This window comes from Streptomyces morookaense (assembly GCF_013030945.1).
GTDB classification, from domain to species: Bacteria; Actinomycetota; Actinomycetes; order Streptomycetales; family Streptomycetaceae; genus Streptomyces; species Streptomyces morookaensis.
On record NZ_JABBXF010000030.1, the window covers coordinates 118255 to 142617 of the forward strand.

Below are 24363 nucleotides of genomic sequence, written 5' to 3' on the forward strand. Positions count from 1 at the left end.
AGGGCCTGAGCAGTCATCTCCCTTGGGGTGCGGCTCCTTTGGGGGGTGCCCGAGTTCCCTGGAGGCGATGCGGGTCAACTGCTCGAGCGCCGCCTTGCTCGCCGCGTACAGTGCCTCGCCTGGACTCGGCCAGACGGTTCCCAGCGTCGACACGTTGATGACCGTGCCACCGGTGCGCATCCTCGTCGCGGCGTGCTGGAGAACGAAGAACGGACCTTTGGCGTTGACCGCCATCACTCCGTCGTAGTCCGCCTCGCCGACCTCGGAGACAGGCGCGGTCGAGGAGATACCGGCGTTGTTGACGAGGATGTCCAGTACCTTGCCCGGGCCCGCATTCGTTACCGGGTGCGCTCAGTGCGGCCGTCGTACTCTTCGCGGGCGGCGATGACTTCTTCGATGTGCAGCACGGACCACTCCGTGAGCGCCTTCAGCGGTTCCCGCAACGTCTGGCCTAGCGCGGTCAGTTCGTACTCCACGTGCGGCGGCACCTCCGGGTAGACGGTCCGGCTGACCAGACCGTCGCGTTCGAGAGTGCGCAGCGTCTGGGTGAGCATCTTCTCGCTCACGCCCGCCAGCGCCTGCCGGAGCCGGCTGAACCGGGAGGTCCCGTTCCGGGCGAGTTCGCCCATCACGAGGACCGCCCACTTGCTGCCGATCTGGTCGAGCAGGTCCCGCGACGGGCACCCGCGCTCGTACGGATCGAACGACGGTATGGGCCCGGTCACGTTCTCGACAGCAGCCATGCGGCTCACCTCAATGCTTTCGCTCAGGTAAGTACCCTACCGAGAAGTGGCTACTCCCCAACAGAGAGTGTCCAGTTCATTCTCTATTCCATCCCGCTGCGGACGGACCGCGGCAGGCGTGCGAGGCACGCGCGGAAGGAAGGAATGACCATCATGCCGATCGTCGTCACCGGAGCCACCGGCCAACTGGGCAGGCTCACCGTCGAGGCACTGCTGCGGCGCGGGATACCGGCCGCGGACATCATCGCGACCGGCCGGGACATCGCCAGGATCAAGGACCTGGCCGACCGGGGCATCACGGTACGCCGCGCCGACTTCGCGGACGCCGACAGCCTGGCCGAGGCCTTCGCGGGGGCGGACAGGCTGCTGCTGATCTCGGCCTCGGTCCCCGTGGGCGAGCGGGTCGCCAACCACCGCCGCGTGATCGACGCCGCAGTGTCCGCAGGTGTGTCGCTGGTGGTGTACACGAGCACGACGCACGCGGACACGGCCGGCACCGTCATCGGTGCCACGCACGGCGAGACCGAGAAGTATCTGCGGGACCGCGGAATCCCCGGCGTGGTGCTGCGCAACGGCTGGTACCTGGAGAACTACACCGGCCAACTGCCGCAGATCCTGCAGAACGGCGCCGTCGTCGGCGCCGCAGGCGAGGGACGGATCAGCGCCGCGTCCCGCGCCGACTACGCCGAGGCCGCAGCGGTCGTCCTCACCACCGAAGGCCACGCCGGCGCCGTGTACGAGCTCGGCGGCGACGAGTCCTTCACCCTGACCGAGCTCGCCGCCGCGATCTCCGCTGCGGCCGGAAAGCAGGTTGCCTACGCCGACCTCCCGGTGACCGACTTCGCCCAGGTACTGGCCGCCGCGGGCCTGCCCGCCGAGCTGGCGGAGGTCCTCGCCGACGCCGACCGCGGCATGAACCGCGGCGAGATGTACACCGATTCCGGGGACTTGCGCCGTCTGATCGGCCGTCCGCCCATGACCCTGGCCGAGGCGCTTGCGGTCGCCCTGCATCAGTAGCGGGTCATTCCCGTTGCAGAGCCGCATCTCACGAACTGCCCGGTCGAGGTGCTGCCAGAAGGCGAGCGGTAGGCCAAGGTCGTCACTCAGTCCGTGGCAGGCCGACGCTTCGCGTAGCCGCCACCAGTTGGGATCCACGGTGAGGTCAGCGTGATGCGGCGGGGACCGGCGAAAGCCGGTAGGCGTCCCCTTGGGCCATGACGCGGCCGGCGGTGGGCGGTGCGAAGTGGGTACCGAGCAGGAGGGTGTCCGTACCGGCCAGGGAGTCGAGCAGCTTGCGGCGCGAAGCCTCCGACCGCGCCGGGTCGATGTCGACGCAGGCGCCGATCGCGGGCCGGGCGAGCTGGACCGGGTGGTGGATGCAGTCGCCGGTGATGAGTGCCGTCTCGCCCCGGCTGGTCAGCTCGACGGCGATGTGGCCGGGGGTGTGGCCGGGCGTGGAGATCAGGCGTAGGCCCGGGGCGATCTCGACGCCCCCTTCCGGAACGTCGACGAGGTCGAGCAGCCCCGCTTCCTCGACCGGGATCACGGAGTCGCGGAACATCTGCCGGCGCGGCTCGTCCATGTCGTACGTGGCCCAGAACTCCCGCTCGGCGCGGGAGGTGAGGTAGCGGGCGTTGGGGAAGGTGGGGACCCACTCGCCGTTCGCCTCCCGGGTGTTCCAGCCCACGTGGTCGGCGTGCAGGTGGGTGAGGATCACCAGGTCGACGGAGTCCGGGGAGTAACCGGCGGCGGCAAGGCGTTCGAGGAAGTCCGTCCGCAGGTTGTGCCAGGCGGGGTTGGCCCGCTCCTTGCCGTTGCCGATGCCGGTGTCGACGAGGACGCGCAGCCCGCCCACGACGAACGCGAAGCTGTGGCTGTCGAGGCGCAGGGTGCCGTCGTGGTCGGCGAAGTCGGGGCGCAGCCAATCGTGTTGGGAAACCACGTCCGTGGTGGCGCCGGGCAGCAGCCAGGGTCCGGTCGCAGGCGGCAGCGGGATCTCGTCGATGCGGTGGACGGTGATGTCGCCCACGGTCCAGGAGGGAGCGGCGGGGGGTGGCGGGGTCTGCATGGTCTTCTTCTCTCCTTCAGGGGTCGCCCTGTTGGGGCTGGTCGTCGTTCTGGTCGGCGGCGGTCGCGCAGCCCTGGCGGGAAGCGCCTTCTGTGTCGGCCCTCCCAGCGCTGTCAGAGCGGTGGTGCCCCCTTGGCGCTAAACGCAATTCATTTGCTTTAGGTGATCATAGGCCCTATGGTCACCTAAAGCAAACCCTTAGCTTTTGGCGTTCGAATGCTTCCGTCACCCCAACTGACCAGGAGACAGATCAGTGTCCGCCGATGAACTCACTCCGGCGCAGGCGGCCCGCTGGGCCGCCCGCACCGGACTCCCGTTGCCGGCCGACCGCCACGACGCGGTCGCGGCCACCGCCAACCACATCCATTCCGTCGTCGCCGTCCTGCGAGAGCTCGACTTCGGGGACACCCCGCCCGCCTTCGCCTACCACGCGGGAGAGGAGAAGCACCATGCAGCCGTTCGAACTGTCTCTGACCGCAGCCGCTGACGCGATCCGGGCACGGCAGCTGTCCCCCGTCGAGCTGGTGGACTCCGTCCTCGACCGCATCGAGAAGGTGGAACCGCACCTTCACGCCTACGTCACCGTCACGGCCGAGCAGGCCCGCCGGGCAGCCCTCGAGGCCGCGAACGATGCCGCGGCCGGCCGCCTCCGGAGCCCGCTGCACGGCATCCCCATGGGGCTGAAGGACTTGATCGACGTCGCCGGTGCGACGACGTCGGCCAGCTCCAGGGTTCGCGCGGGCCACCGCGCGGAGGCCGACAGCACCGTCGCCGCGCGCCTGTCGACAGCCGGTGCGGTCCTGTTGGGCAAGACCCACACCCATGAGTTCGCCTACGGTCTGACCACCCCGCAGACCAACAACGCCTGGAACCGCGACCGGATCGCGGGCGGCTCCAGCGGCGGGTCCGCCGTCGCCGTCGCCGCGGGCACCGCGACCTTCGCCCTGGGCACCGACACCGGCGGATCCATCCGAGTGCCCGCTGCGCTCAACGGGGTCGTCGGCCTCAAGCCGACCTACGGCCTCGTCCCCCGCACGGGCATCACGTCGCTGTCCTGGTCGCTGGACCATGTCGGCCCGATCACCCGGACCGTGGAGGACGCGGCCCTGGTCCTGTCCGTCCTCGCCGGTCACGACCCCCGCGATCCCGCCTCGCCGGCCGCGCCCCGGGCGGACTACCGGCCGGGGGTGGCGGGTGCGGGTGCGGATCTGGCCGGGCTGCGCGTCGGCGTGCCGCGCAACTACTACTTCGACCACGTCGACGCAGAGGTGGAAGCCGCCGTGCGGCACGCGATCGACCAGCTTCAGGCCCTCGGCGCGCAGCTCGTCGAGGTGGAGATTCCGATGACGCGCTACATCCAGGCCACCCAGTGGGGCCTGATGGTGCCGGAGGCCACCGCCTACCACGAGCAGACCCTGCGCACGGCTCCCGAGCTGTACCAGGCGGACGTCCGCATCCTCCTCGAGGCCGGTCAACTCATGCCCGCCGGAGACTACTTGCACGCCCAGCGCGCCCGCACCCTCATGCAGCAAGCCTGGGCCCGCCTGCTGGACGACGTCGACGTCATCGCCGCCCCCACGGTCCCGGCCACCGCGGTGGCAGCCGACGAGGAGACGATCACCTGGCCCGACGGCACGGTCGAGAGCGTCTCCGACGCCTTCGTACGCCTCTCGGCCCCGGCCAACATCACCGGCGTACCGTCCCTGTCCGTCCCGGTCGGCCTCGATGCGGCGGGCCTGCCGATAGGCATGCAACTGCTCGGCCGTCCTCTCGAGGAAGGCGTGCTGCTGCGGGTCGGTCACGCCTACGAGCAGACCCAGCCGGTCCGCGAACTCGCACCGGTGGCCTGAGCAGGAGCGCAGGCCCGGGCGGAGCGATCCGCTCCACCGGGCCCCCTCCCCGGCCCTGTTCTGCATGAGGTGGTCTGGCCGATCGGGGACCTGACGGCGGTGCCGCTGCTGTCTCAGCCGCGGCGCCGCTCCGGCAGCAACGGCTCGATCCGCGCCCACCGCGCGTCCGTCCGGTACCGGTGGCCGGCCGCGGATCGCAACCGAATACGCGCCCTAGGACGCGAGCCCCAGCGCCCTGTTCTCCACCTGCAGCCGTACGGCCAGCAGCACTGCGTTGGCGGTGGTGAAGAGGAGGGCGGTCAGCCAGGCGTTGTAGACCAGGGGCAGGGCCAAGCCCTCGGTCACGACGATGACGTAGTTCGGGTGCCGGAGCCAGCGGTAGGGGCCGCGGGTCTCCAGGGGCATGCCCGGGACGACGATCACGCGCGTGTTCCAGCGTGGGCCGAGCGACCGCACGCACCACCACCGGGCCACCTGGACCAGGGAGGTGACGGCCAGGGCCGGCCAGCCGACCGCCGGTACGAACTGCCGGTGGGCCGCCGCGACCTCGGCCAGGATGCCGACGAGCAGGCCGACGTGGAGGACGACCATGGCCGGATAGTGCCGGCGGCCGTACTCCACCCCGCCGTTGGCGGCGGCCCAGCGCGCGTGCCGCTGTGCCACGAGGAGTTCGAAGCCGCGCTCCACGGTGATCAAGGCGATGAGTGCCAGCAACCCGGCGGGGAGCTGGCCCGATCCCAGGACCGTCACGATGCCATTCCTTTCGATTCCTTGCGTCGGGAGGGGGCGGGGCAGTCACGGTTCACCAGCGGACCAGGGCGAGTTCGATGGCGAACCCCGGGCCCATGGCCGCGACGAGCCCCGGCGTACCGGGCCGTGGAGGTGTCCGCATCGTCGTGTGCAGGACGTCCAGGACGGAGACGGACGAGAGGTTGCCCCGTTCCGACAGGGACCGGCGCGTGGGCTCCAGAGCCGCGGGCGGCAGATCGAAGGACCTCTCCACGGCGGTGAGGACCTTGGGGCCGCCACCGTGGACGATCCAGCTTCCGACCTGGCCCGGCAGCAGATCGTACGTGCCGAGGAAGTCATGGACGGCCTTGGGCAGATGCTCCTCGGTGAGCGTGGGCACCTCGGGGGCGAGCAGGATCCTGAAGCCGTGGGATCCGATGTCCCAGCCGAGTACTTCCTCGCTGTCGGGGACCAGCCGACTGCGGGAATCCACGAGTTGAGGGCCCGCCGCCACGGCTTCGGCGCCCCGGTGTCCGCCGACGGCCACGACCGCGGCCGCACCGTCCCCGAAGAGGCTGCCGGCGACGATGTTCGCCATCGAGGTGTCCTGCATCTGATACGCCAGCGAGCACAGTTCCACCGCCAGGAGGACGGCCACACGGTCCGGGTGGGCCCGGAGGTAGTCGTTCAGCCGGGCGAGTCCGGCGGCTCCTCCCGCGCAGCCGTACCCGAACAGGGGAATGCGCGTGACGTCCGGCCGCAGGCCCACCCGGTGGGCCAGGCGGGCCTCCAGCGAAGGCACGGCGAGGCCCGTCACGGTGGTGCTGATCACCGCGTCGACCTCGCCCGGCTCCACCCCCGCCGCCCGCAGGGCCCCGGTGAGCGCGCGTTCCCCGAGTTCCAGGGCGGCGTCGTGCCACAAGCGGTTGTTCTCGGTGAAGTCGTCGAGCTCGATGAGCCGCTCCAGCGGCAGGGCGAAGTGCCGTGTGGCCACCCCGGCGTTGGCCTGGATCTTGCGCAGCATCAGGATCCCCGTTCGGGATTCCATCAGTGTGGTGCGCGCCAGGGCGGCCATGATGTCCTCCTGGCGATACCGATGGGGTGGTACGGCCGTCTCGATCGCAGTCACCCGGGGCAAGGGTTCGTCCGGCCCCCAGGCGAAGCCCTCCGTGAACCGACTCATTGACTCAGCCTTCTCCTTCCTTCGCGTATGCGGTCATCCCGCGTACGGCCGTCCGCCGTGCGATCCGACTGCCTTGTGGTGTCCACCAGTTGGCCGGCCCCAGGGCCGCCATGACAGCGGGGACCAGGACACCGCGTACCAGTACGGCGTCCACGAGGGCACCGAGAGCGATACCGATGCCGATGAGCTTGAGGAGCGCGACATGGGACATGCCCATGGCGGCGGTCGAGACCGCCACGGCCGCGGCTGCCGAGGTCATCAGCCGGCCCGTGCGCGCGATCCCGTCGACGATCGAGCCGCGGTTGTCATGGCTGCGTTCGTACTCCTCGCGGATGCGGCCGAGCAGGAAGACCTCGTAATCCACCGACAGGGCGAGCGTGATGAAGAGGACGAACAGCAACGTGGAGGCGTCCAGCGCACCCGGTGCGGTGAAATCACCGAGCACGGCACGGCCGTGGCCGTCCTGGAAGAGGAGGACCATCGCCCCCAGACCGGCCCCGAGGCTGACGGCCGCCACGGCCACGGCCTTGAGAGGGGCGACGGGAGAGCGGGTGAACACCCCGAGGAGCACCATGAGTCCCACCACCAGGAGCAGCCCGCACGTCGGCAGGGCCCCGCACACCGCGGTCGAGCTGTCCGCGACCTCCGCGGCCCGCCCGGCGACCGCCACGGCTCCCGGCGCGGGTTCCTCCCGCACCCTCCGCACCAGCGTCTCCGCCTCGGATGTGCCGGGTGGCGCGGCAGAGGCGACCAACAGCACGGCGGCCTGCCCCCTCCCTGCCGCGGCGGACCGGACGGTGCGTTCCACGCGTACGCCCGCCACGCCCGGAAGACCGTTGAGGCGTGCGGCGTAGGCCGGTGCGGCGTCCGGTGCCCCGGGGCCGGTCACGACCACGGACAGGACGCGCTCGGGCGGGACGGCGAACTCATGGCCCACGCGGGCGGCGGCGGAGGCCGCCGACGCGGACGAGGGCAGGGTGCGCTCGTCCACAAGGCCCAGCCTGGCGTGGGTGAACGGGACCGCCATCAGGACCAGGGCGAGGACCGCGAGGCCGCCGGCGAGGAGAGGCCGCGCGGTGACCGTGCGTGTCGTCCTCCGCCAGAAGCGGCTCTCGTCCCCGGTGTCCGTACGCCGCCACCGTGCCAGCGGATCCCACGCCTGGACGCGCGGGCCGAGCAGCCGAAGGCAGGACGGCAGCACCAGCAGGGCGACGAGCGCGGACAGCACGGTGACGACCATCCCTGCCAGGGAGAGTCCGCGCAGCAGAGGAACGGGAACCACCATGGCGGTGGCCAGACAGGTGGTGACGGCGGCCGCGGAGAAGGCGACCGAACGGCCGCTGGAGCGGAGAGCGGCGGTCAGCGCCGTTTCCCGGTCCACGCCCCGTGCCATCTCCTCGCGTACCCGGGCCAGCAGGAAGAGGCTGTAGTCGACGGCCATGCCGAGCCCGACGGCGGAGGCGGCGCTCACCGCGACCCGTGACACATTGGTCCACTGGGCCAGCACGCCCAGGACCGGAAGCGTGCAGCCGACGGCCGTCACGGCCACGAGGACCGGCAGCAAGGCGGCAACGACCGATCCATAGGCGAGGACCAGGAGGAGGAAGAGCACCGGCGCCGCGATCAACTCGGCCCGGCGCAGGTCGTGTTCGATCGTCTCGTCGATCTCCCGGTTGGTCCAGACCTCACCGCTCGGCTCCACGCGGGCCCCCGAAGCGGCGGACCGTGCGGCGGCCACGACATCGGGGGCCGCGGTCTTGCGTTCCCTGTCCGTCCCTCTCAGCCGCACGCCGATGAGCAGGGACCGGCCGTCCTTCGACCGCAGCCAGGTGTTGCCGGTCGTCCGGGCCGACCACACCGCCCGTACGGCCGGATGCCGGGAGAGGGTCTTCACCACGGCACCGGCGTCTTCCCGGACCGTCCCCGTCCCGCCCCCCTCGCCGGGCCGGGACACGGTGAGCAGCAGATCGGGCGAGGGCACGCCCAGCCGCTCGGCCTGCCGCCCGGCTCGCCCGGCCTCGGTTCCCGTGGCGACCGCGCCGCCTGTGCCCAGCGCCGAAAGCGCGACCGGGGCCAGTGCCCAGGCGCACACCGCGGCGAGCACGGCGCACACCACCACGAGCCACGCCCGCCGCCGTACCGCATCCACCCGTGTATCCCTCCCGCCCGCCGGGCCCGTACCGTCGTCGGATCCGCTCAGGGAGCCGTGAAGAGCAGGACCGCGTTCTGGCCGCCGAATCCGAAGGAGCAGCTGATTCCGGCCTCCGCGGCCGTCGCGCGAGGGTGCCCGGCCACGATGTCGAGCTTGTGGTCCCCTTCCTGGTGCGCGAAGTTCGCCACCGGCGGGACGGCTCCGTGCCGCAGTGCGAGGACCGTGTAGGCCGCCTGGACCGCCCCGGCCGCCCCGAGGGTGTGGCCGATGACGCCTTTGGACGCGGTCACCGGTGGTGCGTCGGCTCCGAAGACACGCGTGAGGGCCGCCGCCTCGGAGGCGTCACTGAGGACGGTGGCGGTGCCGTGCGCGTTGACCAGCCCGATCTCACGGGGGCCGCACCCCGCGTCCGCCAAGGCGGCGGAGATGGCCCGGGCCGCCCCTTCCCCTCCGGGGTGGGGAGCCACGGGATGGTACGCGTCGGATCCGGCACCGTAGCCGCGCAGCAGGGCGAGGACCCGTGCCCGACGGGCGCGCGCGGTGGCGGGCCGCTCCAGGACGAGGACGGCGGCGCCCTCGCCCAGGACCATTCCGTCCCGTTCGGCGTCGAACGGACGACAGGCGAGAGCCGGCTGCTCGCGCCGCCGGGAGAGGGCCCGCATCCGGGTGAAGCACGTCGTCGCCATACGGGAGCGGGCCGACTCACTGCCGCCGGCGAGGACGATGTCGCAGGTCCCCGAGCGCAGCAGGTCGCGTGCGACCCCGATGGCGGTCGCACCCGAGGCGCAGGCACTGGAGGTGGTGAAGTTGGGGCCGTGGACACCGAGATCGATCGCGACCTCGCTCGCGGCCATGTTGGGCACACTGCGCGGCAGGGCGAGCGGCGAGACGCGCTCCGGCTTTCCGGCGCCGAGGCGGCAGAACTCGTCGACGTAGGAACTCAGGCTGTTCGACCCGACGCCGAGAATCACTCCGATCCGCTCTCCCTGCCAGGACGACGGATCGAGCCCGGCGTCGGCGACGGCCCGGCGTGCGGCGATCAGGGCGAACTGGATGAAACGGTCCGTTCGGCGGGCACGGGGCCGGCCGAGCTCCCCGTCGACGTCCAGGTCGCGGACCTGACAGGAGAAGTCGACGGGAAGGCCCGTCAGTTCGGGGTCGGTCGCGGCGAGCGAACGGCCCCGGCACAGGGCCTCCCAGTTCGCCGACGCCGTGTGCCCCGCGGGGGTCACCAGGCCGATGCCGGTGACGGCTACCTCAGACCGCACGCGCGTTCCGGAAGGCGCGAGCCGCCTCGGCGAGGGTCGAGGAGGGAGCGAGGTCCAGTGCGTCCTCGGGCAGGACGACGGCGAACTTCTCCTCCGCGGCGACCACGAGTTCCATCAGCGACAGCGAATCCATGCCGAGGCTTTCGAACGTCATCCCGGCGGAGAGGTTCTCGGGGTGCGCATGCGCGCCCAGGTGGTCGGTCAGCAAGGCCAGCAGGTTCTCGGGGAGCGCCGACTGCTCCGCCCGGTCCGACTGCTCCGCCTGGTCCGGTGACTGTGTCATGCCGGGATCTCCTGTTCTTCGGTTGCCGGGCCGGACGCCCTGCATGCGTTGAGGCGGGCGTAGATGTCACGCGCGCGGGATGCCTGTGCCTTGAGCTGTTCCATCTGCCGGCCGATGTGCTCCTGCGCCTCCCGCCCGGTCGGCCCCAGCCCGGTCGTGGTCATCACGCCGAGCGCCCGCACCAGCGGCTGGAGCACGTGCTCGAGATGGACGTCCAGGTTGAAGATGCCCGCCGCGGCCACGCGCGCGGCGCGCGCCCGGAAGCCGGGGATCTCGGTGCCGGGCATCCGGAAGCCGCGGATCACGTCGGCGAGGGCGACGAGGGCGTCGTCGGGGAACGCCCGGATCGCGTCCTCGTACAGGCCCCGGTAGAAGAGCATGTGCAGGTTCTCGTCGGCCGAGATCCTGGCCATGAGCACCTCGCCGACGTGGTCCCCGCAGGCCGCGCCGGTGTTGCGGTGCGCCTGCCGGGTCGCCAGTTCCTGCACCGTGACGTAGGCCAGGAGATGCAGCGGAGTCGGCAGGTCGTTGCGGTATCCGTTGCCCACGTGCCGCATCCGCAGGTCCTCGAGGGCGACGGGGTCCACGCCCCGCCGGGCGTGGAGGTAGGCGCGCAGGACGGACGAGTGCCTGTCCTCTTCCGCCGTCCACCGGTGGACCCACGTGCCCCAGGCACCGTCACGGCCGAGCCGTGAGGCGATCTCGAAGTGGTAGCTGGGCAGGTTGTCCTCGGTCAGCAGATTGATGACCAGGGCGTCCTGGACCGCATGCGGCAGTGCCGACTGCCCCGGATCCCAGCCCGAGCCTTCCAGCGGCCCGTCGAAGTCGCTCGCCGCACTCCACGGCACGTACTGGTGGGGCAACCAGTCACGTGCAACCGCCAGATGCTGGTTCAGCAACCGCTCGACAGATGGTTCCAACTCCCGCAGGACGCTTTCCGCCGTGCCAGGGGACACCCTTCACCTCTGCTGTCTCGTCTGCTGTCTCGATCGATCGCGTACGCCTCCTGGTGAACGCGCCTCCGCGAGAGAGGCCACGGTGATCCACGCGATCGAGGGAAGATGATCGGTTTGTCTGACGGTTGGGGAGGGGTGAGGTAGTCCGGGGGGCCGATGGCCTCCGTGCGCGGGAGTCGGCACCGTGCCGCGTAACAGGCTTGCTCTGGGACGTATGTGACTGGCCGTCAGGCAGGGCGGGGGCCTCGTCCGGCCTCTCGGTGGGCGAGACGCGCGCGGACAGGCCGGCCGGCCCCGGCGGCCCCGCGCCCACTTTCCGTGACGGCACCCGACGTTCGGGAGCCCGCTGACGGGCGACGACCGGGCGTGACGGGGCGGCGTCGAACTCGTCGGCGTGGTCGCGCACCCAGGCGGTCGCCTGGGGCGGCGGCTGCGAAGCGCCGCCCCAGGAACCGCCGTTTACCGTCCGGACTTGGCGATCTTCCTGGCCTCTCGCCGCTCAGGCAGGGTGAAGGTTCTCGGCCGCCGCCCGCGTACTCCGGGTGGAGGGAGTCGAAGCCGCCCTCCATGAGGCCGGGCCCTCAATAACCAGACCGAGTTTGTTTTTGAACCGAGTATGGATATCGTGGCTGCATGGCAGGACTTCGCGAGCGCAAGAAGGAACAGACCAGGCAGCGGATCGCCGCGGTGGCGTGGCGGATGTTCACCGAGCGCGGTTTCGACGCAGTGACCGTCAACGAGATCGCCGAGGCCGCCGAAGTGGCCAAGGCGACCCTCTTCGCGTACTTCCCGACCAAGGAATCACTCGCCCTCCACGGCGTGGGTGACGACGACCTGGCCGGGATCGTCGCCCGGCGGCCGGCGGGCCAGACGTTCCTGACGGCGCTGCGAGCACACCATCGCGCGTTCGCCGCCGGACAGCTGCCGGAGGCGGACCTTGACGCACTGCTCGCTCGCGTGCGCGTGATCCGGAACAGCCCGACGCTGCAGAACGCGGCCAACGGGCTCCTCTACCAGCAGCGCGAGGCACTGGCGCAGGTCCTGACCGACGAGTACGGCCCGACGGCGGCCGCCCTGATGGCCGCTCAGGTCGCCGCCTCCCTGCTCACCCTCCAGGAAACGTACTTCCAGCGTCTGCTGGGCGGTGCCTCTGCCGAGGAGGCCGGCCGCGCTCTGGCACAGGACGTCGAGCTGGCCTTCGACCTGCTGGAACACGGACTCGACCACACAGAAGGGCGCTGACGTGCGCGCGCGAGGCATCAATTACGACACCGGCACCTTCCCCGGCCACCGGCTCACCCGAAAGACCTTCGACTCCGCCCAGGTCCGGCACGACATGACCGTGATCGCCGACGACCTGCACTGCGACGTCGTGCGCATCACCGGTCGCGACAGCGAACGGATGGGCATCGCCGCCCGGCACGCAGCCGAAGCCGGACTCGAGGTGTGGCTCTCGCCGTTTCCGGTCGACCAATCTCCGGAGCAGATCCTTCCGTTCCTCGTCGAGTGCGCACAGCACGCCGAAGCGCTGCGGCGAGGCGGCGCGCAAGTGGTTCTCGTCACTGGCTGCGAGCTCAGTGCCTTCGCCCACGGATTTCTCCCCGGGGACACCCACCTCGACCGTCTCCACGCCATGGCCACCGCCGACCTCCAGTGGTGGCTGTCCCTCGGACCGGTCCCCGAACGGCTCAATGCCTTCCTCGCCGAGGCCGCGACTGCCGTCCGCGGCCACTTCGGCGGCAAGGTCACCTACGCCTCCGGCCCCTGGGAGCCCGTCGACTGGGACCCCTTCGACCTGGTGGGCATCGACGCCTACCGATCCGCGCAGAACGCCGACACCTTCCGTGCCGACCTGCGCGAGTCCTTCGCCCACGGCAAGCCCGTCGTCGTGACCGAGTACGGCACCTGCGCCTATCGCGGCGCGGGCGATCTGGGCGGCATGGCCTGGCAGCCGCCGCACGGAGCGATTCCCGACGAGGCCGAGCAGGTGCGCTACCTCAACGAGCTCCTCGACATCTTCGAGGAGGAAGGGGTCGACACCGCGCTGTGGTTCTCCTTCGCCAACTACGACAAGTCCGGCGACCGCGATATCGCCTCCTACGGGGTCGTACGCCTGGTCGACGAGACTTGCTGGGAGCCGAAGAAGGTCTTCCACGCCATGAGCGCCCGGCATCAACGGCCGTCCGGCCACCCTGTCTGATCTGTCTGAGGCCATACCCCGGAGCGTCGACTAGACGCAATAACTTTGCTTTAAGCTGGTGTCATGAGTCGCCAGATGGCACGCCCCGGCGGGCGCAGCGCCCGAGTGCAGGCATCCGTGCACGCCGCCGTCCGCGAGCTCACCTCGGAGGTGGGTCGGGACGCCCTGACCGTACCGATGATCGCTCAGCGCGCGGGCGTAACTCCGTCGACGATCTACCGCCGTTGGGGAGATCTGCAGGAGCTGATGTCGGACGTGGCGGTCGAGCGCCTGCGCCCCGACACGGCGCCCAAGGACCTCGGTGACCTGGTGTCCGACCTGACCGCCTGGGCCGAGCAGTTCTTCGACGAGATGGCTTCCCCCGCAGGCCGCGCTTACATCCGCGACGCCCTGCTCGGCGACCCGGACGGCAGCAACGCCGGCCAGTGTTCCGCCTACGCCGCCGAGCAGATCGACGTCATCCTCACCCGCGCAACCGAACGCGGCGAGAACGCACCCGACACCGAGGCGGTCATCGACCACGTCGTCGCCCCCCTGATGTACCGCATCCTCTTCCGCCCGGATGGGCTCGACGCCTCCTACGCGCGCCGGCTCGTGGCAACCGCGGTGGCTCCGTCGCACAAGGGCCCACCGCCCACGGCCTGACCGGCACCGCCACCAGCAGGAGCCCTGGCCGGAGCAGTCGCCCCGCTTCGGGTTGGTGCGGACTTTGCCGGGCACCCTCCAGTTCTTCAGATTGGCGAAGCCGTGCTCGACCGGCGCCCGTATCCCGGCGAGTGCGGTGTCGGACGGCTTCTGCCTGCGGGGCAGGGGCCGTTCACGCCGGTCCAGTGGCTCCACTCGGACCGCGTCTTCGGGCTGGCGGCAGACTTGCCACGGTCGACCGTGGCGCCGGTGGCGGTGTACGCGGCGTCGCGTACCCCGCCGGCCTTGTTGCTGGTGCTCTTGCCGTTGCCCGTGTCGGTCGTGGCGGGCCTGAGCCGGGTGGAAGAGACCGTGTCGTTGAAGCCCTGGGGCATGTTGGTCAGGGCCTGTCCCGGGGCCACGGTGACGGGCCTGCCCCTCTGGTCGGCATCGATGAACAGCTCCAGGACATGGTCGGTGTTGTTGACCACTGAGCTGGTGATGTCTGCGGAGGAGTGGTACCCGTTGAGCGAATCGATCTGCTGGTCGGCAAGGACGATCCGCGCGTTGCCGGCTCCATTGAAGTCGACGTTCGCGTACAGGGCGTAGGAGCCCTTGGGGCATGCCTCGCGGCCGTGGCTGTTGATCAGGCGACGGTCATCGGACACTCCCGGGTCTGTTCACTTGCGGGACGGCGTGGTCGGTGACGCGGCGCAGCCGGAACGCGCGAGCGCGCCGGCGTTCGCCGACGAGCTGGAGGACGCACGCGACGAGCAGGGCCGCCCGTGCAGCCGCCTTCGGCACGGGCGGCACTCCGCCATGGCTGACGCTGATCGGCGACGCTCTCGAGGCCGTGTCATAGCTCCCCTGACACGGACAGTCCCGGCTCGGGAGCATGCATGCGCGACGGGCGGTCAGTGGCACCCGCCCCCGGCCTGGGCAGTGCCTGGGCAAGCAGGATGACGATGACCGGGAACACCACGATGAGCGCGATTCCGAGGGAGAACGCTCGGGGGTAGGCGTCCCGTGCGGGTGAGTGCCCGAGGGTGCCGAAGAAGACCAGCCCGACGAGCGAGACGCCGAGCGCTGCGCCGCCTTCCATTGCGGTGGAGAGCACGCCGGAGGCGGCGGAGGCGTGCTGCGGGTCGACGTCCGTCATAGCCGCGGCGGGCAGCGGCGCAGCGACCAGACCCATGCCGAAACCGGCGACCAGCAGGCCCGGTGCCAGCCAGCCGGCTGTTCCGTCCACGCCGAGCTCGGCGACGATCACGCCGACCACCGCGTAGCCTGCGGCGACCAGCCCGGCTCCCAGAGCGATGACCTGGTTGCCGATGCGGGCACCGATCCTCCCGGCAAGATACGACGAGCCGAAGAAGCCGGCGCTCATTGCGGTGAAGAGCAGGCCCGACGGGAGCGGGTCCCAGCCCCTGCCTTCCTGCATGTAGATGGCGAACAGCAGGAAGAAGGAGCCCATCGACATGAAGTAGACGAAGTAGGCGGTGATGCCGACGGTGAAGGCCCGCTTGCGGAACAGTCCGGGCTCGATCAGCGGCGCCCCGTTCCGTGCGGCCAGCCGCCGCTGATGAGTAACGAAGAGGGCGAAGAGCGGCACCGCGGCGATCAGCGACGCCCACGCCCACAGCGGCCAGCCCTGGTCCCGCCCTTCGAGCAGCGGCAATACGACCGCGGCGAGGCTCACGGTGGCCAGGGCCGCGCCCGCCAGGTCCAGCCGGGCGGCGGATCCGGTGCGGAACTCGGGGATGACCCGCGGTGTCAGGGCCAGGATCACCAGGCCGATCGGGATGTTGATCAGGAAGACGGTACGCCAGCCGATCCCGGCCACGTCGAGGGCGATCAGCACACCGCCGATGAGCTGCCCGCACAGCCCGGACAGGCCCAGCATGAGCCCGTAGGCGCTGAAGGCGCGTCCCCAGGCCGCACCGGTGTAGACGTGGCTGACGATGGCGAGCACCTGCGGGGTCAGCAGTGCCGAGGACAGCCCCTGGACGACGCGGGCGACGGCCAGGAACCAGATGGAGGGCGCGAAGCCGCAGGCCGCCGACGAGAGGGTGAAGAGCACGAGGCCGGTGAGGAAAATCCGGCGGGGGCCGAAGAGGTCGCCCAACCGCCCGCCGGCGATGAGCCCGACGCTCAGGGCCGCGCCGTATCCCACCATGACGAGCTGTGTCTCCGGCGCGCTGGCATCCAGGTCGCCCTGGATGGAGGGAATGGCGACGTTGACGATGAAGAAGTCCAGAAAGGCGATGAAACCGCCGATCAGGACCACGGCTAAGGGGGCCCATGAGGGGCGGTCGGCTGCGCGGTCGGCAGTCTGCGGACTGGTCATGACGTGGTCTTCCGTCCTTCGTTGAGTGAACGGCTACGAGGCTAGGACCGGATCACTGACACCAACTGTCAGTGACCTCCCATACTCTTCATGCATGCGGGCTAGTCGATTGGTCAGCATCCTGTTGCTCCTGCAGACACGCGGCCGGATGACCGCGCAGGAACTGGCGGACACCCTCGAGGTGTCGGTGCGTACCGTCTACCGGGACATGGAATCGCTGGGTGCCTCCGGCGTCCCGCTGTACGGCGAGTCCGGCCCGGACGGCGGGTACCGCCTGCTCGAGGGCTACCGGACCCGGCTCACCGGGCTCACCGCCGACGAGGCCCGGGCCCTGTTCCTGACCGGGCTGCCCGCGGCGGCGGAGGACCTCGGGCTCGGCGCCGTGGCGGCAGGCGCACAGCTGAAGCTGAGCGCCGCTCTGCCACCGGAGATGCGCGAGCGCGCCGAACAGTCCCGGCAGCGGATCTACATCGACATCCCCGGCTGGTACCAGGACTCCGACGAGACGCCCCAACTGACTGCGGTGGCCCAGGCGGTGTGGACGCAGCAACAGGTGAGGATCCGGTACGAACGCTGGGCCACCCCGCACGAAGTGCTCAGGACCGTGGACCCCTACGGAGTGGTCCTCAAAGCCGGCCGCTGGTACCTGGTGGCCGGATCCGCGCGGGGTATCCGTACCTACCGGGTGTCCAGGATCACCGAACTGGAGCCACTGACCGAGACGTTCGAGCGACCTGCCGGATTCGACCTGGCGGAGCACTGGCGCGACTACCTTGCCACCTTCGACGCCCGTAGGCACCTCGGCCACGCTGTGCTCCGCCTGTCGCCGACGGCCCTCACAGACCTCGGGCAGTTCCTCGAACCGACCGCAGCCCGAGCCGCCGAGGAGTCGGCAGAGCCGCCCGACACGGACGGCTGGACGCAGGTGACCTTGCCCGTCGAATCCGCCGAACGAGCCCTGCCCGCACTGCTGTCGCTCGGCGCGGAGGCGCAAGTGATGGGACCGCCGGAGCTGCGGGAGACGATGCGGCGGACCCTCGCCGGGATGCTCGCCCGGTACGAGGAGGACGGCCCGATGGTAAATTCGGTCTCTTCTCCGGAACGTCCGGACGAAGTCCCGTCAGGCACCACATGAACGACCCGCGCCAGCGGCTTCAGGACGCACTCGACGCCCTGGACACCGCCTTCGCGCCGCTCTCCCGGACAACGTTTCCCGAGGGCGGCTGCACCTACTGCCATACCGAATCCGACCTCGAAGTCCTGGCCGGCCCCACCCACCTGGTGCCGGAGCAGCTCGTCTTCTCCGTCGCGTGCACGACGCCCGACCACTGGGACGACTTCCCCGCTCTGTATCGCCGGTTGACGCCCCGGATCGTGCGTCTGCTGATCGACGACCAGCTCGACCACGGGATGTTCGCCTCGCGATTGCTCGCCGCCGGCTGGCGGGACTGGCCCCTGGCCGAGCGCTCGGCCCTGGAAGAGGTCTGGCACGCCTGGTGGCGATCCGCCCTGGGCACCTACCCGTGCACCGGACGCATCACCGACATACTGGAAGCACTCGCGGCCACCACGGGCACTCTCACCCCCTGGCTGACCACGTGGGCCGAACTCCCCACCGAGGCATCGGATCTGCACCTGAGCGACGCGCTCGACGAGTGGCTTATGCGGGACGAGCTCGCCGACCTCCGTCTCGGCTTCTACGGCGAGCTGCACGCCACGCCGGAACTGCTGCCCTGGCTGCTGTCCTTGGGAGACGAGCGGATCGGTGCGGCCCAGCTGATGGAAGTCGAGCGCATCGCCTACCAATAGGCAGGCCGGTCCGCCTTGCGGAAGGGATCAGAAGAACGGCGTCATCCGGCATCTGCTCGCCCCCGACTTCAGTCGGACGCCTGAACCTGCGCTGGCGCGGCGCGGTGACCTGCGCGTTACGGCTCAGCCGGGTAAGCGTCCTGTGCAGGAAGGGGTCGGCTATCCTGCCGCGGTGTCGCCGCAACATCGGCCTCCGGCGAGGGGAAACGAGTGGACTTCGACAGACGCCGGTTCCTCGGCGGGATGGCCGGAGCGGTGGTGACGGGAGCCGCGCCTCCGAGCATCCGCCCTCGGCACGTCCCCCGGCAGAGTCCTGCCCACGAGCGGTTCATGCACTTGGCCGTCGAGCAGGCCGAGACCAACCCCGCCTACCCGTTCGGCGCGGTGATCGTCGACACCGTGAGCGGCGAGGTGCTGGCGAGCGGCGTCAACGGTTCGAAGGACAACCCTGTCCTGCACGGCGAGATGGCCGCCATGAACGACTACGTGCGCCGGCACGGCAACCACGGCTGGGCCGACACCACCCTCTACACCACCGGCGAGCCCTGCTCGATGTGCATGAGCGCGATGGCCTGGGCCAATCTGCGCCGCGTCGTCTGGGGAAGCTCGATCGACGAGCTCCGCCGCACCGGTCTCGGTCAAATCGCCCTGTCCGCGCGGGAAGTCGCCGACTCCGCACGCTCCTTCTACACCCCGGAACTGCTCCTGGGCGGTGTACTGGCGGACTGCACGGACCGCCTCTTCCAGGAGGCGCAACGCCTGCGGCAATGAACCGGCATCCACTCCTGTGAGTGATTACGGCCATGCCCGCCGCGACGTACCTTTCCATTCCGGAGAAAAATTTCATAAAGGGCACCCCTGGAGGCATTATGTCCCGGTTTTCCCTGTCCCCGGACCTCACGGACAAGGTGGTGCTGGGTGATACCAGCGATGAAGCGCCTGCCCTGGTATCCCATGACGGCCGGCTTTTCCTGTCCTGGAAGGGGTCGGGAAATCCGCAGCTGAACCTGATGTTCTCGGACGACGACGGAGCAACGTTCCAGGGAAAGGTGGTCTTCGGCGACACCAGCCCGCACGGCCCTTCTCTTGCCTCGCAGACGGACGGCCTGTTCCTGGGGTGGACGGGCGAGGGGGACGGGAACCTCAACGTCGCCCAGGTCGCGCTGTTCGCCGACTCCCAGGGCGGATTCGGCATCGAGGGCCTGGAGAACAAGGTCGTGCTGGGAGACACCAGCGATGCGGGACCTGCACTGGTCTCCCTCAACGGCACGTTGTACCTGGCCTGGAGGGGATCGGGGAACACCCAGCTGAACCTCATGTTCTCCCTGGACAACGGCGCGACGTTCCAGGGCAAGACGGTCTTCGACGACACCAGCCCGCACGCCCCCGCACTCGTCGCGCACGGGGACGAGCTCTTCATGGCATGGACGGGTGAAGGGGGCGGAAATCTCAACATCGCCCAGGTCGCCTTCTTCGCCGATACCCAGGGAGGGTTCGGCATTCAGGGCCTTGAGAACAAAGTGGTGCTCGGGGACACCAGTGACGAGGGGCCTGCGCTGGCCTCCTTCGACGGCGTGTTGTTCCTGGGCTGGAGGGGGTCGGGAAACACCCAGCTGAACCTGATGTTCTCGCAGGACAACGGAGCGACATTCGAGGGCAAGACGGTCTTCGACGACACCAGCCCGCACGCCCCGGCACTCGCCCCGCAGGCGGACCGCCTGTTCATGGGGTGGACAGGAGAAGGGGACGGGAACCTCAACGTCGCTGTCGTTGCCCAGAGCGGCGGTCTTCGGTAGCGGCTGCCCGCAACGTGCCGCCGGACTGCGCAAGAATGCGCCGGAGCCAGCGCGTACGGGCATTCCGGGCGTCCTGGCTGAGGGCGGCCCGCGGGGCGAAGGTGTCGAAGCCGTGGAATGCCCCGGGCCATACGTGCAATTCGGCTTGGCCGCCGGCCTGCCAGATGGAATTGGCGTAGGCCACGCCCTCGTCCCGGAAAGTCTCCGCCGACCCGACGTCGATATAGGCCGGAGGCAGCCCGGACAGATCCGTGGCGCGGGCCGGAGCCGCGTACGACGGCAGGTCCGCAGCACCGTACAGATCACCCAACAGGGCCTGCCACGCAGTGGCGTTGGAGATGCGGTCCCACGCGTCGACGCCGGCCATCTGGTGACTGGAGTATGTGTTGTTGCGGTCGTCGAGCATCGGGCACAGGAGCAATTGCCCGATCGGGACCGGCCCGCCTCGGTCACGGGTGAGCAGGGCGAGTGCCGCGGCAAGCCCGCCGCCGGCGCTCTTTCCTCCGATGACGATGCGCTCCGCGTCGATGCCCAGTCGGTCCGCGTGCTCGGCCGCCCAGACGAATCCGGCGTAACAGTCCTCCAGCGGCCCGGGGTACTGCGCCTGCGGTGCCAGCCGGTACTCGACGGAGACGACGGCCAACTCCAGCTCGAGAGCCCACTCGTGCAGCAGGCGCGGGAGTACGGACCACGCATTACCCATGATCATTCCGCCGCCGTGCATGTAGTACAGCAACGGCAGCGGCCCGGCGATCCCGGCGGGCCGTGCGCTCACGAGCGTGACGTCCGGCGCGCCGGACTCCCCCGGCACGCGCAGCTCCTCCACCTCGAAGCGGCCATCGGCCTGCAGCTCCGCGACCGTCGGCCTGGGCCGGGCCGCAGCGTCCTTCTCCTGCCGGGCCGCAAGGTTCTCCAGGGTGAACGGCTCCCTCGCCTCGTCACCCAAAGCGGCCAGCGCCGTGCTCAGTTCGGGGTCGAATGGGGGCGTATTGCCTCGCTCCAGATCCATGCGGTGCAGTCAATCACCTGCCGGGCGGAGGGCACGGTTCCCCATGGAGGGGCGCTCATGCTGATGGTCGGCAGCAGTCTGCGGAGCGTCTGATCGCGGGCTTTCAGTTTGCACCGCCTTGCCAGGCCCTGGCGGGGCCGGCCCTGGTCGCCCCCGCCGAACACGCATTTACCGTGCGCGGGTCGATGCGAGGTGAGGGACGGTTCGGGCTGTGTAGAACGACGGCCGGAGTCGGCCGGTCAGCGCCAGGAAGGCGACGAACGCACCGTTGACGATCCAGCCAGGCCATCCGGCCATGCCCATGTGCAAGGGATCCAGTGCCGCGGTGGAATCGGCGAACTCCTTGACCATACCGACGCTCACCGAACTCACGAAGGCATGACCGATGACAGCGGGCACGACCGAACCGGAGCGCAGGCGCAGCCATGTGAAGACCGGCAGGATGAGGACGCAGCTCACCAGCATGGCAGGTACCGACACATACCAGGGCCGCCCCGGGTACTGGCCGCCCATCAGCAGCGTGGGCAGGTGCCACAAGGCGAAGGCCGCGCCGGTGACCACGTAGGCCCGTATCAGGCTCCGGCGGTCACCGTCCCCTGCGAGGCGGGGGAAAAGGTAGCCCTGCCAGCCCAGTTCCTCACCGAAGAACAGCGGAAGCGACACCAGCATGTTCAGCACAGCTCCGGCCGCCCACACGCCGAGCCCGTTCCAGTGCACCCCACCGAACGGGTAGCGGCCGGCGAAGGTGCCGATGACAAGAGCAGTCGTGGTGAGGCCGGCGGGGACGGTGAACGCCATCAGGCACGCCCGTGCAGTACGCCCCCACGGCTTCGTCCAGCGCAGGGCGAGAGTATCCCGCAATTGGCCGCTGTGCTCGACACAGCGGACGACGAGGATCGCGGCGAGAGCGGGCGCCAGCATCGCGGCCGCGATACACACCTGCTCCAGCGCACCGGTCTCCTCGCGTGCGTCGCTGCGCCGGTAACCACTTGCCAGGAGCGGTGACATGGCCGCCCACATGCCGATGTAGGCGACACCGAGAAAGATGAACAGGCCGCGTCGCCGGTTGACGAGCGGTAAGGCCCCCGTTGAGAACGTCATGACGTGGACGCTACGGATCAGCACAGCAGCGATGAATCTGGCTGGCGCGTGTAACGACGGTGGGGCTGACCCCACTTCCCGGGTGGGGATCTCCCTACCCGTCGAGGACAGTCAACGGTTGACTTCGAGGTTTCGTCAGGACGAGCAGGGCGCGCAGGAGGCGGGTGGCGCGGGCGGGGTCGGTGCGGAGCTTGGCAAGGGCCCGCCGGCTGTTGAGGCGGGCGAAGCCGTGCTCGACGGGTGCTCGCCCAACGGCGAGGACCCGGTCGGCGGTCTTCTGGCCAGGGCTGAACTTGTGGGTGCGGCCGGCGTGGAAGCCGGTGACGGCCACAGGGTCGCGGACGTCGTTGTCCAGGCCGCGAAAGCCGAGGTCCTCGAGGGCGTCGAGACCGGCGGGAGCATGGTCTCCTCCACGTCCGGTGTGCGGTGCGGGATCAGCATCACCGCCTGGCCGCCCACCTGCCCGGGCATCGGCGCGGCCGAGGCCCGCTCGTCAGCGATCTGTCCGCTCACTCGCTCAAGGACCCGTTCGGCGACGGCGAGATCATCCCGCTCGGCCCGTACTTCCGCCAGCTGCTTGGTCAGTTGCTCTTCGAGTTAGTCCAGTTTCGCGCGCCGCGCGGTGATCAGTTCCAGCAACTCGGGATCCTCGCCTCGCCAGAGGTGCACGCCTACCTCGGCAGCCCCTGCCCGCGTGACGAGCTTGAGCGCGATATGCCTGAGGTGCCCGAGCGATGGCCCGGGAGTTTCGTCGTTGATCTCGACGGGGCAATGATCGGTCAGATCCTGCTCAGGAGAGCCACCGCGCACCGTCGCCCGGCTGCTGTGGGGAAGGTCGATCTCGGCTACCTGTTCCTGCCACGGGTGTGGGGATGCGGGTACGCCGCCGAGGCGTGTGCGGCGGCTCTCGCCTGGCTCGCTGACGCGCTTCCCGGCGAGCCGGTGGTGCTCACCACCCAGACCGCCAACGTCGGCTCGATGCGCCTCGCGACGAAGCTGGGGTTCACCGAGGTGGAGCGGTACGAGGCATGGGGCGCCGAGCAGTGGCTCGGCATGCGGTCCCCGGTCGCGCTGTCCGACTGATATACCGACTCTGTGGTCCTGCCGGATCGCCTCGTACAGCTCAGCCTTCGACATCCGCGGCGTGGCCGGCCTTCCACCGGAAACACCCGATGCCGACCCTGGCAAGCCCCTCGCCCGTTCCCACTGGCTGGTCTCGCCGCCACACGCACATCGTGACCAACACCGCCCACCGAACCCGGGAGGTCCATATGCGCACACGAATCACCCGACGTGCAGCAGCCGTTGTCACCTCAGCGCTCCTCGTATGCAGCGCCGGAACAGCCGTTGCCGCTCCTGCCGGCCACGACGTGCCGACCCGGCCATCCCTCCCCTGCCCAACCACAGGCCCGGCCGGTGGCTACTGTCGCCACAGCGGCGTACCCCCGACGCCGACGCCCGGCCCTGCGTCGCCCCCCGACCCCGGGAGCTCCGGCCCGCCCAGCACGTCCGATCCCTGCGAACCGCTCAGGGGAACGCCGGCGTATCCGTACTGCAGAGGCGACGATCATCCGACGGTGACGCCGCCGACGCCCGGCGGCGGGTATGGGGAGGTGGGGGCGCCCACCGCCCCGACTTTCGCGTCCGAATCCCGCCAGCGCGCCAAGAGCGAACCACCGACGCTGATCGCATGACGACGTACATGGCCCTCCCCATCTCTCCCACCGCGCTCAAGGAACTTCGCCATCTCGATGACGCCGGGCAGCCACTGCGGCCGTACACCGCTCGCGAGGATGGCGTTCCCATCGCCTGTGTGGGCAGTCCCCTGCGGTGTTGCCTGCGGGCCATCGAGCCCGGCGAACGGGTCGCACTCGTCTCCTACGCCCCGCTGCGCCGCTGGGCGAGGGAAACCGGTGCCGAGCCCGGAGCCTACGACGAAGCCGGGCCGGTGTTCATCCACGCTGACGAGTGCGCAGGAGCACGAGGCGCCCAGGACTACCCGTTCGCACGTCCCGGGGCGCTCCGTGCCATCCGCCGCTACAACGCCGACGGACATATCGTCGGAGGGCGCTTCTTCGAAGTACCTGACGATGCCGAGACCGGGTTTGACCGGGCCTTCGAGGAAGCGTTTGCCGAGCCGGAGGTGGCGCTGGTGCACGTGCGGGCCCTGGAGTACGGCTGCTTCCAGTTCGAGGTGCGACGGCCGTAGGCCGCGTACAACAGAGCGACCCCAACGCGCAGTTCA

At 70.1% G+C, this 24363-nt stretch carries 25 protein-coding genes and 2 pseudogenes; 12 read left to right on the forward strand and 15 right to left on the reverse strand.

The window, feature by feature from the left end; all coding sequences use genetic code 11:
* Positions 1-57: 57 nt before the first annotated feature.
* Together HG542_RS36030 and HG542_RS14955 are read right to left on the reverse strand one after the other, a co-directional pair.
* Positions 58-315 (reverse strand): annotated as a pseudogene (locus HG542_RS36030) (SDR family NAD(P)-dependent oxidoreductase); the annotation flags it as partial.
* 23 nt (positions 316-338) lie between these two features.
* On the reverse strand, positions 339-743 hold the full coding sequence (locus tag HG542_RS14955; RefSeq protein WP_171081548.1) for a winged helix-turn-helix transcriptional regulator: 405 nt from the start codon (positions 741-743) through the stop codon (positions 339-341).
* Between the two features lie 144 nt (positions 744-887).
* Here HG542_RS14955 and HG542_RS14960 point away from each other — a divergent pair, with 144 nt between their 5' ends.
* Positions 888-1760 carry an SDR family oxidoreductase gene (locus HG542_RS14960; RefSeq protein WP_171081550.1) on the forward strand — a complete coding sequence of 291 codons (873 nt, stop codon included), beginning with the start codon at positions 888-890 and terminating at the stop codon, positions 1758-1760.
* A gap of 145 nt (positions 1761-1905) precedes the next feature.
* On the opposite strand, the gene HG542_RS14965 is transcribed toward HG542_RS14960, so the two are convergent.
* The gene (locus HG542_RS14965) at positions 1906-2811 is read right to left on the reverse strand and encodes an MBL fold metallo-hydrolase (protein ID WP_171081552.1); all 906 of its coding nucleotides are present in this window, start codon (positions 2809-2811) and stop codon (positions 1906-1908) included.
* Between the two features lie 253 nt (positions 2812-3064).
* Between HG542_RS14965 and HG542_RS14970 the strand changes: the two genes are divergently transcribed.
* Positions 3065-3298, forward strand: coding sequence for a hypothetical protein (locus HG542_RS14970; RefSeq protein ID WP_171081555.1), 234 nt, complete (start codon positions 3065-3067; stop codon positions 3296-3298).
* On the forward strand, positions 3261-4661 hold the full coding sequence (locus tag HG542_RS14975) for an amidase (protein ID WP_171081556.1): 1401 nt from the start codon (positions 3261-3263) through the stop codon (positions 4659-4661). Before HG542_RS14970 ends, HG542_RS14975 begins: the two co-directional genes overlap by 38 nt.
* 213 nt (positions 4662-4874) lie before the next feature.
* On the opposite strand, the gene HG542_RS14980 is transcribed toward HG542_RS14975, so the two are convergent.
* The 7 genes and pseudogenes from HG542_RS14980 to HG542_RS35785 all read right to left on the reverse strand — a co-directional run.
* Positions 4875-5402 carry an isoprenylcysteine carboxyl methyltransferase family protein gene (locus tag HG542_RS14980; protein WP_171081631.1) on the reverse strand — a complete coding sequence of 176 codons (528 nt, stop codon included), beginning with the start codon at positions 5400-5402 and terminating at the stop codon, positions 4875-4877.
* A gap of 61 nt (positions 5403-5463) precedes the next feature.
* Positions 5464-6528 (reverse strand): type III polyketide synthase, encoded by a 1065-nt coding sequence (locus HG542_RS14985; protein WP_218039036.1) that lies wholly within the window; start codon positions 6526-6528, stop codon positions 5464-5466.
* A 49-nt stretch (positions 6529-6577) separates the two neighbouring features.
* Positions 6578-8722 (reverse strand): MMPL family transporter, encoded by a 2145-nt coding sequence (locus HG542_RS14990; protein ID WP_171081560.1) that lies wholly within the window; start codon positions 8720-8722, stop codon positions 6578-6580.
* Between the two features lie 47 nt (positions 8723-8769).
* Positions 8770-9993 carry a beta-ketoacyl-[acyl-carrier-protein] synthase family protein gene (locus HG542_RS14995; RefSeq protein WP_171081562.1) on the reverse strand — a complete coding sequence of 408 codons (1224 nt, stop codon included), beginning with the start codon at positions 9991-9993 and terminating at the stop codon, positions 8770-8772.
* Positions 9983-10276 (reverse strand): acyl carrier protein, encoded by a 294-nt coding sequence (locus HG542_RS15000; RefSeq protein ID WP_171081565.1) that lies wholly within the window; start codon positions 10274-10276, stop codon positions 9983-9985. Before HG542_RS15000 ends, HG542_RS14995 begins: the two co-directional genes overlap by 11 nt.
* Entirely contained in the window at positions 10273-11175 is a 903-nt protein-coding gene (locus tag HG542_RS15005; protein WP_438816697.1) for an acyl-ACP desaturase, read from the reverse strand. Before HG542_RS15005 ends, HG542_RS15000 begins: the two co-directional genes overlap by 4 nt.
* A 525-nt stretch (positions 11176-11700) precedes the next feature.
* Positions 11701-11792, reverse strand: a pseudogene (locus tag HG542_RS35785) (helix-turn-helix domain-containing protein); the annotation flags it as partial.
* A gap of 73 nt (positions 11793-11865) precedes the next feature.
* Between HG542_RS35785 and HG542_RS15010 the strand changes: the two are divergent.
* The 3 genes from HG542_RS15010 (at position 11866) to HG542_RS15020 (ending at position 14077) form a co-directional block, all read left to right on the forward strand.
* Positions 11866-12474 (forward strand): TetR family transcriptional regulator, encoded by a 609-nt coding sequence (locus HG542_RS15010; protein ID WP_171081566.1) that lies wholly within the window; start codon positions 11866-11868, stop codon positions 12472-12474.
* Position 12475: 1 nt separating this feature from the next.
* Positions 12476-13432, forward strand: coding sequence for a glycoside hydrolase family 113 protein (locus tag HG542_RS15015; RefSeq protein WP_171081568.1), 957 nt, complete (start codon positions 12476-12478; stop codon positions 13430-13432).
* A 63-nt stretch (positions 13433-13495) separates the two neighbouring features.
* Positions 13496-14077 carry a TetR/AcrR family transcriptional regulator gene (locus tag HG542_RS15020; protein WP_171081570.1) on the forward strand — a complete coding sequence of 194 codons (582 nt, stop codon included), beginning with the start codon at positions 13496-13498 and terminating at the stop codon, positions 14075-14077.
* Between the two features lie 86 nt (positions 14078-14163).
* Here HG542_RS15020 and HG542_RS15025 read toward each other — a convergent pair whose 3' ends face one another.
* On the reverse strand, positions 14164-14724 hold the full coding sequence (locus tag HG542_RS15025) for a hypothetical protein (RefSeq protein WP_171081572.1): 561 nt from the start codon (positions 14722-14724) through the stop codon (positions 14164-14166).
* A 188-nt stretch (positions 14725-14912) separates the two neighbouring features.
* Positions 14913-16403: an MFS transporter gene (locus HG542_RS15030; protein ID WP_171081574.1), complete on the reverse strand. Its 1491-nt coding sequence runs from the start codon at positions 16401-16403 to the stop codon at positions 14913-14915.
* Between the two features lie 94 nt (positions 16404-16497).
* On the opposite strand from HG542_RS15030, the gene HG542_RS15035 reads away from it, so the two are divergent.
* From HG542_RS15035 to HG542_RS15050, 4 genes are all read left to right on the forward strand, one after another.
* Positions 16498-17538, forward strand: a complete 1041-nt coding sequence (locus HG542_RS15035; RefSeq protein WP_171081576.1) for a helix-turn-helix transcriptional regulator — start codon at positions 16498-16500, stop codon at positions 17536-17538.
* Positions 17535-18212, forward strand: a complete 678-nt coding sequence (locus tag HG542_RS15040) for a hypothetical protein (RefSeq protein WP_171081577.1) — start codon at positions 17535-17537, stop codon at positions 18210-18212. The genes HG542_RS15035 and HG542_RS15040 overlap by 4 nt, the downstream gene beginning before the upstream one ends.
* 210 nt (positions 18213-18422) lie before the next feature.
* Positions 18423-18983: a nucleoside deaminase gene (locus HG542_RS15045; protein ID WP_229922744.1), complete on the forward strand. Its 561-nt coding sequence runs from the start codon at positions 18423-18425 to the stop codon at positions 18981-18983.
* Positions 18984-19015: 32 nt separating this feature from the next.
* The gene (locus tag HG542_RS15050) at positions 19016-20008 is read left to right on the forward strand and encodes a hypothetical protein (protein ID WP_171081579.1); all 993 of its coding nucleotides are present in this window, start codon (positions 19016-19018) and stop codon (positions 20006-20008) included.
* Here HG542_RS15050 and HG542_RS15055 read toward each other — a convergent pair.
* From HG542_RS15055 to HG542_RS15065, 3 genes are all read right to left on the reverse strand, one after another.
* Positions 19968-21017: an alpha/beta hydrolase gene (locus tag HG542_RS15055; protein WP_171081581.1), complete on the reverse strand. Its 1050-nt coding sequence runs from the start codon at positions 21015-21017 to the stop codon at positions 19968-19970. The genes HG542_RS15050 and HG542_RS15055 overlap by 41 nt on opposite strands.
* Before the next feature lie 168 nt (positions 21018-21185).
* Positions 21186-22118 (reverse strand): CPBP family intramembrane glutamic endopeptidase, encoded by a 933-nt coding sequence (locus HG542_RS15060; RefSeq protein ID WP_218039035.1) that lies wholly within the window; start codon positions 22116-22118, stop codon positions 21186-21188.
* Positions 22119-22212: 94 nt separating this feature from the next.
* Entirely contained in the window at positions 22213-22449 is a 237-nt protein-coding gene (locus HG542_RS15065; protein ID WP_229922745.1) for a hypothetical protein, read from the reverse strand.
* A gap of 254 nt (positions 22450-22703) precedes the next feature.
* Here HG542_RS15065 and HG542_RS15070 point away from each other — a divergent pair, with 254 nt between their 5' ends.
* Positions 22704-23201: a GNAT family N-acetyltransferase gene (locus HG542_RS15070; RefSeq protein WP_229922754.1), complete on the forward strand. Its 498-nt coding sequence runs from the start codon at positions 22704-22706 to the stop codon at positions 23199-23201.
* Positions 23202-23808: 607 nt separating this feature from the next.
* The gene (locus tag HG542_RS15075) at positions 23809-24327 is read left to right on the forward strand and encodes a DUF1203 domain-containing protein (protein ID WP_171081583.1); all 519 of its coding nucleotides are present in this window, start codon (positions 23809-23811) and stop codon (positions 24325-24327) included.
* Positions 24328-24363: the final 36 nt, after the last annotated feature.